Below are 13,196 nucleotides of genomic sequence, written 5' to 3'. Positions count from 1 at the left end.
GTCAGGAGAGAAATGGCCGTCAACCTGGTCAATGTCGAGAACGTCAGCAAGGTGTACGGCACCCGCGCCCTGCTCGACGGCGTCTCCCTCGGCGTCTCCGAAGGGGAACGCATCGGCGTGGTGGGCCGCAACGGCGACGGCAAGACCACGCTGATCCGGATGCTCGCCAGGCTGGAGGACGCCGACACCGGGCGCGTCACGCACTCCGGCGGTCTGCGCATCGGCGTGCTCACGCAGCACGACTCCCTCGATCCGGAGGCCACCGTCCGCCACGAGGTCATCGGCGACATGGCCGACCACGAGTGGGCGGGCGTCGCCAAGGTCAGGGACGTCCTGACCGGCCTGTTCGGCGGGCTCGACCTGCCGGGGTTCCCCAAGGGGCTCGACACCGTCATCGGGCCGCTGTCCGGCGGTGAGCGGCGCCGCATCGCGCTCGCCAAGCTGCTCATCGAGGAGCAGGACCTGCTCGTCCTCGACGAGCCCACCAACCACCTCGACGTCGAGGGCATCGCCTGGCTCGCCCGGCACCTCCAGAACCGCCGGTCGGCTCTCGTCTGCGTCACCCACGACCGCTGGTTCCTGGACCAGGTCTGCACACGCATGTGGGACGTCCAGCGCGGAGACGTCTACGAGTACGAGGGCGGCTACTCCGACTACGTCTTCGCCCGGGCCGAGCGCGAGCGCATCGCCGCCACCGAGGAGGTCAAGCGGCAGAACCTCGTCCGCAAGGAGCTGGCCTGGCTGCGGCGCGGCGCACCCGCCCGGACGTCCAAGCCGCGCTTCCGCGTCGAGGCCGCCAACGAGCTGATCAAGGACGTACCGCCGCCCCGGGACAGCAGCGAACTGATGCGGTTCGCGTCCACGCGGCTCGGCAAGACCGTGTTCGACCTGGAGGACATCACCGTCCAGGCCGGTCCCAAGGTCCTCCTCAAGCACGTCACCTGGCAGCTCGGGCCGGGCGACCGGATCGGTCTCGTCGGCGTCAACGGCGCCGGTAAGACGTCCCTGCTGCGGGCCATGGCCGAGGCGGCCCGGACCGACGGCGACGCCCAGCCGGTGGGCGGGCGCATCCGCGTGGGCAAGACCGTCAAGCTGGCCTACCTCTCGCAGGAGGTCGCCGAACTCGACCCGGCCACGCGGGTGCTGGAGGCCGTGCAGCAGGTGCGCGAGCGCGTCGACCTGGGCAAGGGCCGCGAGATGACGGCCGGGCAGCTGTGCGAGACGTTCGGCTTCACCAAGGAGAAGCAGTGGACGCCGGTGGGGGACCTGTCCGGCGGTGAGCGGCGGCGGCTCCAGCTGCTGCGGCTCCTCATGGACGAGCCCAACGTCCTCTTCCTCGACGAGCCCACCAACGACCTGGACATCGAGACGCTGACGCAGCTGGAGGACGTGCTCGACGGCTGGCCCGGCTCGATGATCGTCATCTCCCACGACCGGTTCTTCATCGAGCGCACCACCGACCGGGTGTTCGCCCTGCTCGGCGACGGCACCCTGCGGATGCTGCCGCGCGGCATCGACGAGTACCTGGAGCGGCGGCAGCGCATGGAGGAGGCCGCGGCCGCCGTGGCGCCCGCCGCAGCGCCGCAGACCGCGGCCCCGGAGAAGAGCGCCGCCGACCAGCGTGCCGCCAAGAAGGAACTCCAGAAGATCGAACGGCAGCTCGACAAGGTCTCCGAGAAGGAGACCAAGCTGCACGCCCAGATCGCCGAAAACGCCACGGACTTCTCCAAGGTGGCCGAACTGGACGCCGAGCTGCGCGAGTTGGCGGGTCAGCGCGAGGAGCTGGAGATGCGCTGGCTGGAACTCGCCGAGGACGCGTGAAGGGTGCGTGAAGGCGCATAACGACGGCATCACGGGCCGGTCCTCCCTTGGGAACAGGGGATGACACGGCCCGGTGTGCTGTCGGCACCGGGTGATAGAAAGAGCCGTCTGAGAACTTCATGAAGCGACTCTGAGCCCATTTCGTACCTCAGGGCGTGGCTAAAAATCAGTGATCGAACGGGGGAGCCGCTGATGACCCAGCCGCCCAGTCAGCCACCGCACGGTGGCTTCGGAGCACCGCAGAACCAGCCGCCGCAGGGCGGTGGCTTCGGGGCACCGCAGACCCCGCCGCCGCCCCAGGGACCGCCCCAGACGCCACCGCCCCCGCAGGGGCCGCCGCAGCCTGGATACGGCTATCCCCAGCAGCCCCCGCAGCAGCCCGGGCCATACGGGCAGCCGGGACAGTACGGGCAGCCGGGACCCTACAACTCCGGCCCCTACGGCCAGCCGCAGCAGCCGGGCCCGTACGGCCAGCCCGGCGACGGCTACCCGCAGCAGCCGCAGTACCCCGGCGCGCCCGGCACCCCGCCCGGGGGCGGCTCGGGCAACCCCTTCAAGGGCAAGCCCGCCCTGATCATCGGCGCCGCCGTGGCCGTGCTGCTCGTGGTCGGTGGCACCGTGTGGGCGGTCACCGGCGGCGACGACGGCAAGGGCAAGAAGAAGCCGGTCGCCAAGCCGGGCAACGACGGCAAGCCCGGAGCCTCCGCCCCGGTCAACCCCGGTGACGGCAGCGGCGACGGCGGCGAGGACCCGGAGAACCTCAACGAGGGCCGCCAGGCAGGCGAGGCGAAGGTCCTCTGGTACAAGGAGGCGCCCGACGCGCCCGGTTCCGGCGCCGACGCCCCCGGCATGTGGATCACCGACAAGACCGCGGTGAAGGCGGCGTACAAGCAGCTCTTCGCCTACAACGTCGGTGACGGCAAGCCCACCTGGGACGCCATCACCTTCCCGCAGAAGATCTGCGCGACCACCCCGCAGAAGACGTCCGACGACAAGATCGTCGTCGCGTACATGAGCGGCAGCAGCGACCGCGCCAAGTGCAACCAGCTCCAGGAGATCGACCTCAACACCGGCGAGAAGGGCTGGAAGGAGGAGGTCGCCGACGGCGCCCTGTTCGACTCCACGCTCTCCGTCGAACTGTCCATCACCGGCAAGACGCTGATGGTGGGCCGCTCCCAGTCCGGCACGGCCTACGACGTCACCAACGGCGACAAGCTCTTCGACAAGAAGAAGTACGGCAGCGCCTGCTTCCCCTCCGCGTTCGCCGGCGGCGAGAAGCTGATCGCCGTCTCCTCCTGCGGTGCCGGCACCGCGAAGGAGCACGACGAGGTGCAGGAGCTCGACCCGCGCACCGGCGACGTCAGGTGGACCCAGCCGTTCGACAAGGGCTGGCGGGTCGCGCGCACCTACTCGGTCAGCCCGCTGGTCGTCTACAGCACCAACGAGGACAAGAAGGCCTGGAACATCTCCACCTTCACCTCCGGCGGCAAGTTCCGCTCGCAGGTCGGCTTCGACGAGGACTTCGCCCCCGAGTGCGGCTGGGCCATCCTCGAACGCGACCTCCAGGGCTGCCAGGGCGTCGCCGTCGACGACACCACGCTCTACCTCCCGACGGAGGCGACCACCGGCGCCAACGAGATCGTCGCGGTCAACCTCGCCGACGGCAAGGAGAAGTGGCGGGTGAAGTCCCCCGCCGACGAGTCGATGCTGCCGATGAAGGCCGAGGGCGGCAAGCTCATCGCCTATGTGCAGCCGTCGTACGACGCGGGCGGCCAGATCGTGTCCATCCCGACCGGCGGCAGCGGCCACAAGCCGGTCAAGCTGCTCCAGAACCCGCAGGCCGCTGCGGACATCGAGAACGGCTTCTTCTCCAAGGACACCGACTGGGTCGACGGGCGCTTCTACATCTCGACCACCCGGCTGAGCGGTAACGACGACACGAAGGAGAAGTTGATGCTCGCCTACGGCAAGTGACTCTTCCCCCTTCGGTTCTGCCTTCGCCTTCGTCGTTCGTCCCCTTCCCCGAGGTACTCACGCCATGACCCAGCCGCCGCCCCCGCCGCCCCAGCAGCCCCCGCCCGGGGGAGGCTTCGGACCGCCCCCGGACCAGCCCCCGCAGGGCCCGCCCGCGCAGCATCCGCAGCCGGGGTACGGCTATCCGCAGGGCGCTCCGCAGGCGCCCCAGCCGCCGCAGGTGCCCCAGCCGCCGCAGGCGCCGCCCGGCTACGGGCACCCCGGCCAGCAGCCGCCGCCGGGGCCGTACGGGCAGCCGCCGCAGGCGCCTTACGGACAGCCGGGGCAGCCGGGCCAGCCGGGATACGGGCAGCCCGGTTACGGCTATCCGCAGCCGACCATGCCGCTCCAGCCGCAGCCCGGACAGCCGGGCGGGGGCAGGAAGTTCAACGCGCAGGTGGCCATCATCGTGGCCGCGGTCGTGGCGATCGCGCTGATCGTCGGTGGCGGTGTCTGGTACTCCTCGTCCAAGGACGACGGCAAGAAGGACGACACGGCAAGCTCCGGCGGCACCACCGGCGGCACGGACGACAACAACGGCGGCACCAGCTCCGGCGGCAAGGAGAAGGCCCCGGCCGACACCGGCGCCAAGGTCCTCTTCCAGGTCCCGATGCCCGAGGTGAAGAACGACAGCACGGTCGTCGTCTCCGGCTCGTGGCTCACCGACAAGACGTACGCCAAGAGCGGCGTCGCCGAGATCGTCGGCTACGACCGCGACAAGGGCGGCAAGCAGTGGACGATCCCGCTGGACGGCCCGGTCTGCCAGGCCAGCCGCCACGTCACGGACGACAACAAGACGGCGGTCCTCTACCAGCCCGCGATGCCGACCAAGGCCGACCCGTCGCACGGGTGCAGCCAGCTCGCCCTGATCGACCTCGACGCCGGCAAGGAGCTGTGGACCAAGACCGTCAAGACCGGTGACCAGCTGATCAGCTTCGACAACGTCACGATCAGCGGCAACACCGTCGCCGTCGGCAGCACCAGCGGCGGCGCCGCGTTCGACCTCTCCGGCAAGCTCCTGTGGAGCCCGAAGCCGACCGACTCCTGCTACGACGCCGGGTACGGCGGCGGCGAGAAGCTGGTCGCGGTGCGCAAGTGCGGCACGTACGAGCAGCGGCAGCTGCACATCCAGACCATCGACCCGAAGACGGGGAAGGTGATCTCGGAGTACAAGATGGCCCAGGGCATCGAGTACGCGAGCATCGTGTCGACCAACCCGCTCGTCGTGGCCGCCGACGTCGGCGACTCCGCGGGCGACGGCAGCGGCATCTCCGACTTCTTCTCCATCGACAACAAGACCGGCAAGCTGCGCACGCGCATCTCCGCGCCGGGCGAGCAGTTCGCGGCCCGCTGCGAGGGCATCACCCGCATCGAGTACTGCACCCAGCTGGCCGTCGGCAACGACCGGCTGTACCTGCCGACCGAGGAGCACGACGGCACCGGCGAGTACAGCCAGACCAACGAGATCGTCGCCTTCGACCTCAGCACCGGCAAGCAGACCGGGCAGCGGGCCGACGCGGGCGACGGCTACAGGATCTCGCCGCTGCGCATGGACGGCGGCAACCTGATCGCGTACAAGCGGCCGCCGTACGACAAGGGCGGGCAGGTCGTGAGCATCGACGGGGGCAGCTTCAAGCAGACGAAGCTGCTGGAGAACCCGGCGACGGACACGGTGCGGGACGTGGAGGCCGGCATGTCGCCGGAGTACTCCGAGTTGCTGTTCGGCGACGGGCACCTGTTCATGTCCAAGGTGTACGCCAGCAAGCGGACCAGCAGTACGAGTGAGAAGGAGTACCTGGCGGTCGCCTTCGGTACGAGCTGATCGATGATGTCCGCTCGGTGACCGACTGATTGCCGGTACGGTCCCGTCCCTGTTCAGGGGCGGGACCGTTCGTGTTTGGCTCAGTCAACCTCGAATGAGAGGAATTTCGGCGATCGGGGCGATTATCGCCGGTAGGGGGAGCGCAACGTCGAACAAGCGTGTAGCTTCCGGGGGCATGAAGGCGGGGGAGCCGGGGGGCTTCCATCTGGGGGGACCGGGGTGACTGGGGGGTTGCTCGATGGGAGTGCGGCTCATGGTGGTCGACGACCACCGACTGCTGGCCGAGGCGCTGGCCTCGGCGCTGAAGCTGCGGGGGCACCGGGTGCTGGCCGCGGCGGCGCCGGCCGCGGGGGCGGCGGAGCTGGTGATCACGCGGGCGCCGGAGGTGTGCCTGCTGGGGACGGCCACGCCGGCGGAGCCGGGGATCTTCGACCCGGTGGTGCGGATCAAGCGGGAGCGTCCGCAGGTCGCGGTCCTGGTCCTGGGGCCGGTGCCGAGTCCGCGCGGCATCGCGGCCGCCTTCGCCGCGGGCGCTTCCGGCTACGTACGGCACGATGAGCGCATAGAGGGTGTCGAGCGGGCGATCATGAAGGCCAGGGCGGGGGAGGCGGCGGTGGCGCCGCAGCTGCTGCAAGGGGCGTTCAGCGAGTTGCTCAACCCGGCGGCCCAACCGGACGACGAGGGCCAGCGGTTGTTGTCTATGCTCACGCCGCGGGAGGTGGAGGTCCTGGTCCGCGTCGCGGACGGCGAGGACACCCGCCTGATCGCGGCGGGCATGGGCATCGCCCCCTCGACGGCCCGCACGCACGTCCAGCGGGTGCTGATGAAGCTGGGCGTGGGTTCCCGCCTGGAGGCAGCGGCATTGGCGGCTCGCACGGGGCTGCTGGACCGGGCGGGCCCACTCACCCGGCCCCCGGACCCGGACCCTGAGCCGTAGTCGCCTGTCCTGCCCTAGCTGCGGGCAGTCGTGCCGCTGGGGCGGCACGGGTGGGCGCAGCGGCACCCCGTTCCGCCGGGTTGCGCCTCCCACCCGGCCTCAGTACCAGCGCCGAGTACCTGTGACCCCGTCGGTCACTCGGCCCGCTCCTCCTCCCCGGGCACCACACTCGGCGGCGGAGGGGCCACAGGCCTCAGCTTCAGCCAGGCCAGGAAGAACACCCCGAGCGCGAGCATCGCCAAACCGGTCCACAGGTTGATGTTGACGCCCTCCGCCTTGTCGATGTCGGCATCGGACGCCGTGAACCCCGCGATCGTGACGATGACCCCGTAGACCACGAACAGCCCACCGATGATCCGCCGGATGTCGAACAGCCGCGCAGCCGTCGCCGACTTGCCCTGCAGCTCGGTGACTTCCCGCTGCACGTCCTTCTCGGAGTAGAACTCGGACATCTGTCAATCCTCCCTCGGTCAGAACGAGAACGGGATGTAGCAGGCGGCGGCCAGCACGACCGCGCCCCACCCCAGCAGCGCCGGCTTGCGGTACCAGGCCTCGTCCCCGGGCGCCGGCGGCTCCGCCATGCCGGGCGAGGTCGTGCCGTAGACCAGCCCCTGGAGTTCCTCGACGGGCTTCGGCGCGGTGAAGAGCGACACCACCACCATGACGACCGCGCCCGCGACGAACCCCGCGATCGCCGAGACGAAGTTGGCCCCCTGGTCGGAGGGGATGTCGATGATGCCCTGCTTGTAGATGACGAAGTAGTTGACCATCGCGGCGGTGGTGCCCGCGAGCAGGCCCCAGAAGCCCGACTTCATCGACGTCCGCTTCCAGAACATGCCGATGATGAACACGACGAACATCGGCACGTTGAAGAAGGAGAACAGCGTCTGGAGGTAGCTCATGATGTTGGAGAACGACGACGCCAGGAACGCCGTGCCGATGGAGGCCAGGACCCCGATCGCGGTGATGAGACGGCCGAAGCGCACGTAGTACGCGTCCTCCCGCCCCTTCACCACGTACTTCGCCCAGATGTCCGTCGTGAACACCGTGTTGAACGACGACACGTTCGCCGCCATGCCCGCCATGAAGGCCGCGAGGAGACCGGTCACGGCGATGCCCAGCACACCGTTGGGCAGCAACTGCTCCATCAGGTACGGGATCGCGTCGTTGTACTGCAGGTCGGAGCCGGGCGTACCGATCTTCGGGACCAGCACCGCGGCGACCAGACCGGGAATCATCACCAGGAAGACGATGAAGATCTTCGGGAACGCGGCGATGAGCGGGGTGCGCTGGGCCGCCGAGAGGTTCTTCGCCGACAGGGCTCGTTGGACCTCCGCGAAGTTCGTCGTCCAGTAGCCGAAGGACAGCACGAAGCCCAGGCCCAGGACGATCGTCAGCCAGTTCGCGCCCAGCGGGTTGGCGTTGCCGATGCCCGTGCCGCCCCAGGAGGTCATGAAGTCGGCGCCGTGCCGCGCGGTGAGCTTGTCGGAGAGCCCGTCCCAGCCGCCGACCGACTTCAGGCCGAGCACGGTGATGGGGATGAGCGCGGCGAGGATCACGAAGAACTGCAGGACCTCGTTGTAGATCGCCGAGGACAGCCCGCCGAGGGTGATGTACGCCAGGACGAAGAAGCCGGCGACCACGATCGCCACCCACTCCGGCCAGCCCAGCAGCGCCTCGACGACGATGGCCAGGGCGTAGAGGTTGACGCCGGCGATGAGGATGGCGGCGCAGGCGAAGAGGCCCGAGCTGAGCAGGTGTGCCGCCCTGTCGAAGCGCAGCAGCAGGAACTCCGGGACCGAGCGGACCTTGGAGCCGTAGTAGAAGGGCATCATCACCAGGCCGAGGAAGACCATGGCCGGGATGGCGCCGATCCAGTACCAGTGCGTGGTGTAGACGCCGTACTGCGCGCTGTTGGCGGCCATGCCGAGGATCTCGGTGGCGCCCAGGTTGGCGGCGATGAACGCGAGGCCGGTGACCCAGGCGGGCAGGGAACGGCCGGAGAGGAAGAAGTCGAGGCTGGTCTTCACCGAGCGGCGGGCGGCGAAGCCGATGCCGAGGACGACGACGAAGTAGATGCCGAGGATCGTGTAGTCGAGCCAGTTCGTGGGGAGTCGCAGCTCGGCTGCCAGATAGGTGGGGGGATGCGTGGGGGGATGCATGAGCCCTCGCTTCGTTGCGCGAACCGATACCTCGCGGAATCTACGCCTCCGTCTTCAGATATTGAACACGTCTGCTGATGCTCTTTGTTTGATTGTGATGTTGACGATTGGGGGGAGCCGTGTTTTGATATGTTTGGTTATGTTTGAAGGATGAGGAGTCCGGCGTGAAGAAGACCTCGACCCGGCTGGCCGACGGTCGCGAGCTCATCTACTACGACCTGCGTGACGACAGCGTGCGGGACGCGGTCGACCGCCGCCCGCTGGACCGCACCGTCACCACGTCCGAGATCCGCCGCGACCCCCTGCTCGGCGACTCCGTCGCCGTCGCCTCGCACCGCCAGGGCCGCACCTACCATCCGCCGGCCGACGAGTGCCCCCTGTGCCCCTCCGAGGGCGACCGGCTGAGCGAGATCCCGGACTCCTCGTACGACGTCGTCGTGTTCGAGAACCGCTTCCCCTCGCTGGCCGGCGACTCCGGCCGCTGCGAGGTCGTCTGCTTCACGTCCGATCACAACGCGTCCTTCGCGAGCCTGAGCGAGGAGCAGGCCGGCCTGGTCCTGGAGGCGTGGACGGACCGTACGTCGGAGCTGTCCCATCTCCCCTCCGTCGAGCAGGTGTTCTGCTTCGAGAACCGGGGTGCCGAGATCGGCGTGACCCTCCAGCACCCGCACGGACAGATCTACGCCTACCCCTTCACCACCCCGCGCACCGCCCTGATGCTCCGCTCCGTCGCGGCCCACAAGGAGATGACGGGCGGGGAGAACCTCTTCGACGCCGTCCTGGAGCGTGAACTCGCCGAGGAGCGGATCGTCCTGGAGGGCGACCACTGGGTGGCCTTCGTGCCGTACGCGGCGCACTGGCCGTACGAGGTCCACCTCTACCCCAAGCGCCGCGTGCCCGACCTGCTCGGGCTGGACGAGGCTGCGCGCACAGAGTTCCCCAAGGTCTACCTGGAACTCTTGAGGCGCTTCGACCGGATCTTCGGTGAGGGCGAGCCTCCGACCCCGTACATCGCGGCCTGGCACCAGGCCCCGTTCGGCGCGCTGGAGGAGTTCGACGGGGTCGTGCGGGAGGATTTCGCGCTTCATCTCGAGCTCTTCACCATCCGCCGCACTTCCGGCAAGTTGAAGTTCCTCGCGGGTTCCGAGTCCGGTATGAACGTGTTCATCAACGACGTGCCGCCGGAGCGCGCGGCCGAGCGACTGCGAGAGGTAGCGAGTTCATGAGCGGGAAGTACCTGGTGACAGGCGGCGCGGGTTACGTCGGCAGCGTGGTCGCCCAGCACCTGCTGGAAGCCGGTCACGAGGTCGTCGTCCTCGACAACCTCACCACGGGCTTCCGCGAGGGCGTCCCCGCGGGTGCCTCCTTCGTGGAGGGCGACATCCGCGACGCCGCCAAGTGGCTGGACTCCTCCTTCGACGGCGTCCTGCACTTCGCGGCGTTCTCGCAGGTCGGCGAGTCGGTCGTGAAACCGGAGAAGTACTGGGACAACAACGTCGCCGGCAGCATGGCCCTGCTCGCGGCGATGCGCGAGGCGGGCGTCCGCAAGCTCGTCTTCTCCTCCACGGCGGCGACGTACGGCGAGCCGGAGCAGGTCCCGATCGTCGAGTCGGCGCCCACCTCCCCGACCAATCCGTACGGCGCCTCGAAGCTCGCCGTCGACCACATGATCAGCGGTGAGGCGGCCGCCCACGGCCTGGGCGCGGTCTCGCTGCGCTACTTCAACGTGGCCGGGGCGTACGGCGAGTACGGCGAGCGCCACGACCCCGAGTCCCACCTGATCCCGCTCGTCCTCCAGGTCGCGCAGGGCAGGCGCGACGCGATCTCCGTCTTCGGTGACGACTACCCGACGCCGGACGGCACCTGCGTGCGCGACTACATCCACGTCGCGGACCTGGCCGAGGCCCACCTGCTGGCGCTGGACGCCGCCACCACCGGCGAGCACCTGATCTGCAACCTCGGCAACGGCAACGGCTTCTCCGTCCGCGAGGTCATCGAGACGGTCCGCCGGGTGACCGGCCACCCGATCCCGGAAGTGGTCGCCCCCCGCCGGGGCGGCGACCCGGCGGTCCTGGTGGCATCGGCCGCCACGGCACGCGAGAAGCTGGGCTGGAACCCGTCCCGCGCGGACCTCGACGGAATCGTCAGGGACGCCTGGGACTTCGCGCAGCGGCGCGACAACTAGTACGGAACGAAGGGTCAGGGGTCAGGCATGAGCGAGGCTGTTGCCGACAAGGCCGCGGGAGCGGTCGCCGAGCGGTTCACGGAGCTCTACGGCGCCGAGCCGCACGGAGTCTGGGCGGCGCCGGGCCGCGTCAACCTCATCGGTGAGCACACCGACTACAACGACGGCTTCGTCATGCCGTTCGCCCTGCCGCACAAGGCGGTGGCGGCGGTCTCACGCCGTGCGGACGGGGTGCTGCGCCTGCACTCGGCGGACGTCGAGGGCGGGGTGAGCGAACTCCGCCTGGACGACCTGTCCCCCGAGTCGGACAAGAACTGGACGGCGTACCCGGCGGGCGTGGTGTGGGCCCTGCGCGAGGCCGGCCACGCGGTGACGGGCGCGGACATCCACCTGTCCTCCACGGTCCCGTCGGGCGCGGGCCTGTCGTCGTCGGCGGCGCTCGAAGTGGTCGTGGCGCTGGCCCTGAACGACCTGTTCGCACTTGGTTTGCGAGGCTGGCAACTGGCCCGTCTCTGCCAGCGCGCGGAGAACGTCTACGTGGGCGCCCCGGTCGGCATCATGGACCAGACCGCGTCGGCGTGCTGCGAGGCGGGCCACGCCCTCTTCCTCGACACCCGCGACCTCTCCCAGCGCCAGATCCCCTTCGACCTGGCGGCCGAGGGCATGCGCCTGCTCGTGGTCGACACGCAGGTCAAGCACTCCCACAGCGAGGGCGAGTACGGCAAGCGCCGCGAGGGCTGCGAGAAGGGCGCGGCCCTGCTGGGCGTCGACGCCCTGCGCGACATCCCCTACGCCGGCCTGGACGCGGCCCTGGCCCGCCTCGGCGACGAGGAGGAGGTCCGCCGCCTGGTCCGCCACATCGTCACGGAGAACGAGCGCGTCGAACGGGTGGTGTCCTTGCTGGAGTCGGGCGAGACCCGGGCGATCGGCCCGGTCCTGGCCGAAGGCCACGCCTCCCTCCGGGACGACTTCCGCATCTCCTGCCCCGAACTGGACCTGGTCGTCGACACGGCCCTCGCCTCCGGCGCCCTGGGCGCCCGCATGACCGGCGGCGGCTTCGGCGGCTCGGCGATCGTCCTCGCGGAGGAGACCGACGTGGACGCACTCACCAAGACGATCCAGGAAGCCTTCACCGCGGCGGGCTTCACAGCTCCCCGCATCTTCGAGGCAGTACCGTCGGCGGGAGCACGCCGCCTGCGCTGACGGAACGGGCGCCCTGCCCTCCCAGAGGAAGGGCGCCCGACCGCTTCTCCGCGACGTCAGCGGTTGACGGCCTGGTACTCCTGGACCGCCACATCGGTGGTGGTGGCGAACGTGCCGCTGGGCAGGTCGCCGCCGGTGCCGCCCGCGCCTTCCCAGCTGATCTCCCAGGTGAGAGTCGCCTTGAGGCCGTAGGAGCCGTCCCCCGAGGACCGCAGGTACCGCACCCCGCACGGAGGCGTCAGCTCCGCCTTGCCCCGGGCGTACGGCTCTCCGATCGACCCGTCGTCGTTGATCACGCACTCGCCGGACGCCGGAAGGCTCTCCGCGTCCTCCGTCCCCGGGTCGAGGTGCAGGCTCACCGGCTTGGCGGTCGTGGTCGCCCACAGCCCGGTGCCGGGCAGACTCGCCGTGACGGAGACGGGCTTGAAGGTGCCCTTGTCCAGCCAGACCCAGGTGGGGGCGTTCACGGTCGACTTGCCGTTCGGCGCGAGGGAGACCTTGGTCGGCGGCACGACGGTCCGCTGGTGGGCCAGCCCGGCGAGCGTCTCGGTGTCGATGGCCTGGGGGACGCCGGGGTTCTCGCCGTCGTCCACCCAGAAGGGATCACGCGTGCAGGCCTTGGCCGCCGGGTCGTCCTTCATCTCCGGGTTCCTGACAGCCACCCACCACATGCCCTCGTCGTTCTTGTCGACGTTGAAGTCCTTGTAGGGGTGGCCTCCCTTGTAGCGCGCTTTGAGGTCGGCGATGCCCTCGGGTGCGCCGCCGGTGGATTCGTACATGGACCACTTGGCCTCGTTGAAGGTCTTGAAGTCCTCGGCCTTCCAGTACGGCTCGTACCAGCAGGCCGGCGGCTCCCAGTCCACGGCCGTAGAGGTGATCGGACCGCTGTCCTGCGCCTTGGAACCCGGGACCTTGATGGTGACACGGGATTCCAGAGCCCGGCCGGACGAGTCGCCGGAGGTCTTCTTCTCCTGGGGGCCGATGGTGTCGAACCCTCCAGCCGCGGCCGGAAGCATCCCGAGGCCGACCAGCGCCGTGGTGAGCGCGGTCACT

General features: G+C 69.6%; 10 protein-coding genes. 7 read left to right on the top strand and 3 right to left on the bottom strand.

Annotation, left to right across the window (positions count from 1 at the left end):
• Positions 1 to 12: 12 nt before the first annotated feature.
• The 4 genes from ACH4G3_RS29520 (at position 13) to ACH4G3_RS29505 (ending at position 6,593) form a co-directional block, all read left to right on the top strand.
• Positions 13 to 1,821: an ABC-F family ATP-binding cassette domain-containing protein gene (locus ACH4G3_RS29520; RefSeq protein WP_397627360.1), complete on the top strand. Its 1,809-nt coding sequence runs from the start codon at positions 13 to 15 to the stop codon at positions 1,819 to 1,821.
• Between the two features lie 192 nt (positions 1,822 to 2,013).
• Positions 2,014 to 3,795, top strand: a complete 1,782-nt coding sequence (locus tag ACH4G3_RS29515) for an outer membrane protein assembly factor BamB family protein (protein WP_397627359.1) — start codon at positions 2,014 to 2,016, stop codon at positions 3,793 to 3,795.
• A gap of 64 nt (positions 3,796 to 3,859) precedes the next feature.
• The gene (locus ACH4G3_RS29510; protein WP_397627358.1) at positions 3,860 to 5,656 is read left to right on the top strand and encodes an outer membrane protein assembly factor BamB family protein; all 1,797 of its coding nucleotides are present in this window, start codon (positions 3,860 to 3,862) and stop codon (positions 5,654 to 5,656) included.
• A gap of 238 nt (positions 5,657 to 5,894) precedes the next feature.
• Positions 5,895 to 6,593, top strand: a complete 699-nt coding sequence (locus ACH4G3_RS29505; RefSeq protein ID WP_397627357.1) for a helix-turn-helix transcriptional regulator — start codon at positions 5,895 to 5,897, stop codon at positions 6,591 to 6,593.
• 134 nt (positions 6,594 to 6,727) lie between these two features.
• On the opposite strand, the gene ACH4G3_RS29500 is transcribed toward ACH4G3_RS29505, so the two are convergent.
• Positions 6,728 to 7,045: a hypothetical protein gene (locus tag ACH4G3_RS29500; protein WP_397627356.1), complete on the bottom strand. Its 318-nt coding sequence runs from the start codon at positions 7,043 to 7,045 to the stop codon at positions 6,728 to 6,730.
• Positions 7,046 to 7,063: 18 nt separating this feature from the next.
• A complete protein-coding gene (locus ACH4G3_RS29495) occupies positions 7,064 to 8,755 on the bottom strand; it encodes a sodium:solute symporter family protein (RefSeq protein ID WP_397627355.1) in 1,692 nt (563 codons plus the stop codon).
• Between the two features lie 164 nt (positions 8,756 to 8,919).
• On the opposite strand from ACH4G3_RS29495, the gene galT reads away from it, so the two are divergent.
• Genes galT through galK form a run of 3 tightly spaced genes read left to right on the top strand, consistent with a single transcriptional unit; the run spans position 8,920 to position 12,143 of the window.
• Positions 8,920 to 9,981, top strand: a complete 1,062-nt coding sequence (gene galT, locus ACH4G3_RS29490) for a galactose-1-phosphate uridylyltransferase (RefSeq protein ID WP_397627354.1) — start codon at positions 8,920 to 8,922, stop codon at positions 9,979 to 9,981.
• Positions 9,978 to 10,940, top strand: coding sequence for a UDP-glucose 4-epimerase GalE (galE, locus tag ACH4G3_RS29485; RefSeq protein WP_397627353.1), 963 nt, complete (start codon positions 9,978 to 9,980; stop codon positions 10,938 to 10,940). Before galT ends, galE begins: the two co-directional genes overlap by 4 nt.
• 27 nt (positions 10,941 to 10,967) lie before the next feature.
• Entirely contained in the window at positions 10,968 to 12,143 is a 1,176-nt protein-coding gene (gene galK / locus ACH4G3_RS29480; RefSeq protein WP_397627352.1) for a galactokinase, read from the top strand.
• 56 nt (positions 12,144 to 12,199) lie between these two features.
• On the opposite strand, the gene ACH4G3_RS29475 is transcribed toward galK, so the two are convergent.
• Positions 12,200 to 13,195 (bottom strand): hypothetical protein, encoded by a 996-nt coding sequence (locus tag ACH4G3_RS29475; protein ID WP_397627351.1) that lies wholly within the window; start codon positions 13,193 to 13,195, stop codon positions 12,200 to 12,202.
• Position 13,196 lies beyond the last annotated feature (1 nt).

Origin of the sequence: Streptomyces afghaniensis, from assembly GCF_044327915.1 — a bacterium.
GTDB lineage: Bacteria > Actinomycetota > Actinomycetes > Streptomycetales > Streptomycetaceae > Streptomyces > Streptomyces afghaniensis.
This window is presented reverse-complemented; position numbering and strand designations above follow the sequence as displayed.

Coding starts and splice junctions, on each gene's coding strand:
- galK (WP_397627352.1), top strand. CDS start 10,968: ATGAGCGAGGCTGTTGCCGACAAGGCCGCGGGAGCGGTCGCCGAGCGG.
- ACH4G3_RS29495 (WP_397627355.1), bottom strand. CDS start 8,755: ATGCATCCCCCCACGCATCCCCCCACCTATCTGGCAGCCGAGCTGCGA.
- ACH4G3_RS29520 (WP_397627360.1), top strand. CDS start 13: ATGGCCGTCAACCTGGTCAATGTCGAGAACGTCAGCAAGGTGTACGGC.
- ACH4G3_RS29500 (WP_397627356.1), bottom strand. CDS start 7,045: ATGTCCGAGTTCTACTCCGAGAAGGACGTGCAGCGGGAAGTCACCGAG.
- ACH4G3_RS29505 (WP_397627357.1), top strand. CDS start 5,895: ATGGGAGTGCGGCTCATGGTGGTCGACGACCACCGACTGCTGGCCGAG.
- ACH4G3_RS29510 (WP_397627358.1), top strand. CDS start 3,860: ATGACCCAGCCGCCGCCCCCGCCGCCCCAGCAGCCCCCGCCCGGGGGA.
- ACH4G3_RS29515 (WP_397627359.1), top strand. CDS start 2,014: ATGACCCAGCCGCCCAGTCAGCCACCGCACGGTGGCTTCGGAGCACCG.
- galE (WP_397627353.1), top strand. CDS start 9,978: ATGAGCGGGAAGTACCTGGTGACAGGCGGCGCGGGTTACGTCGGCAGC.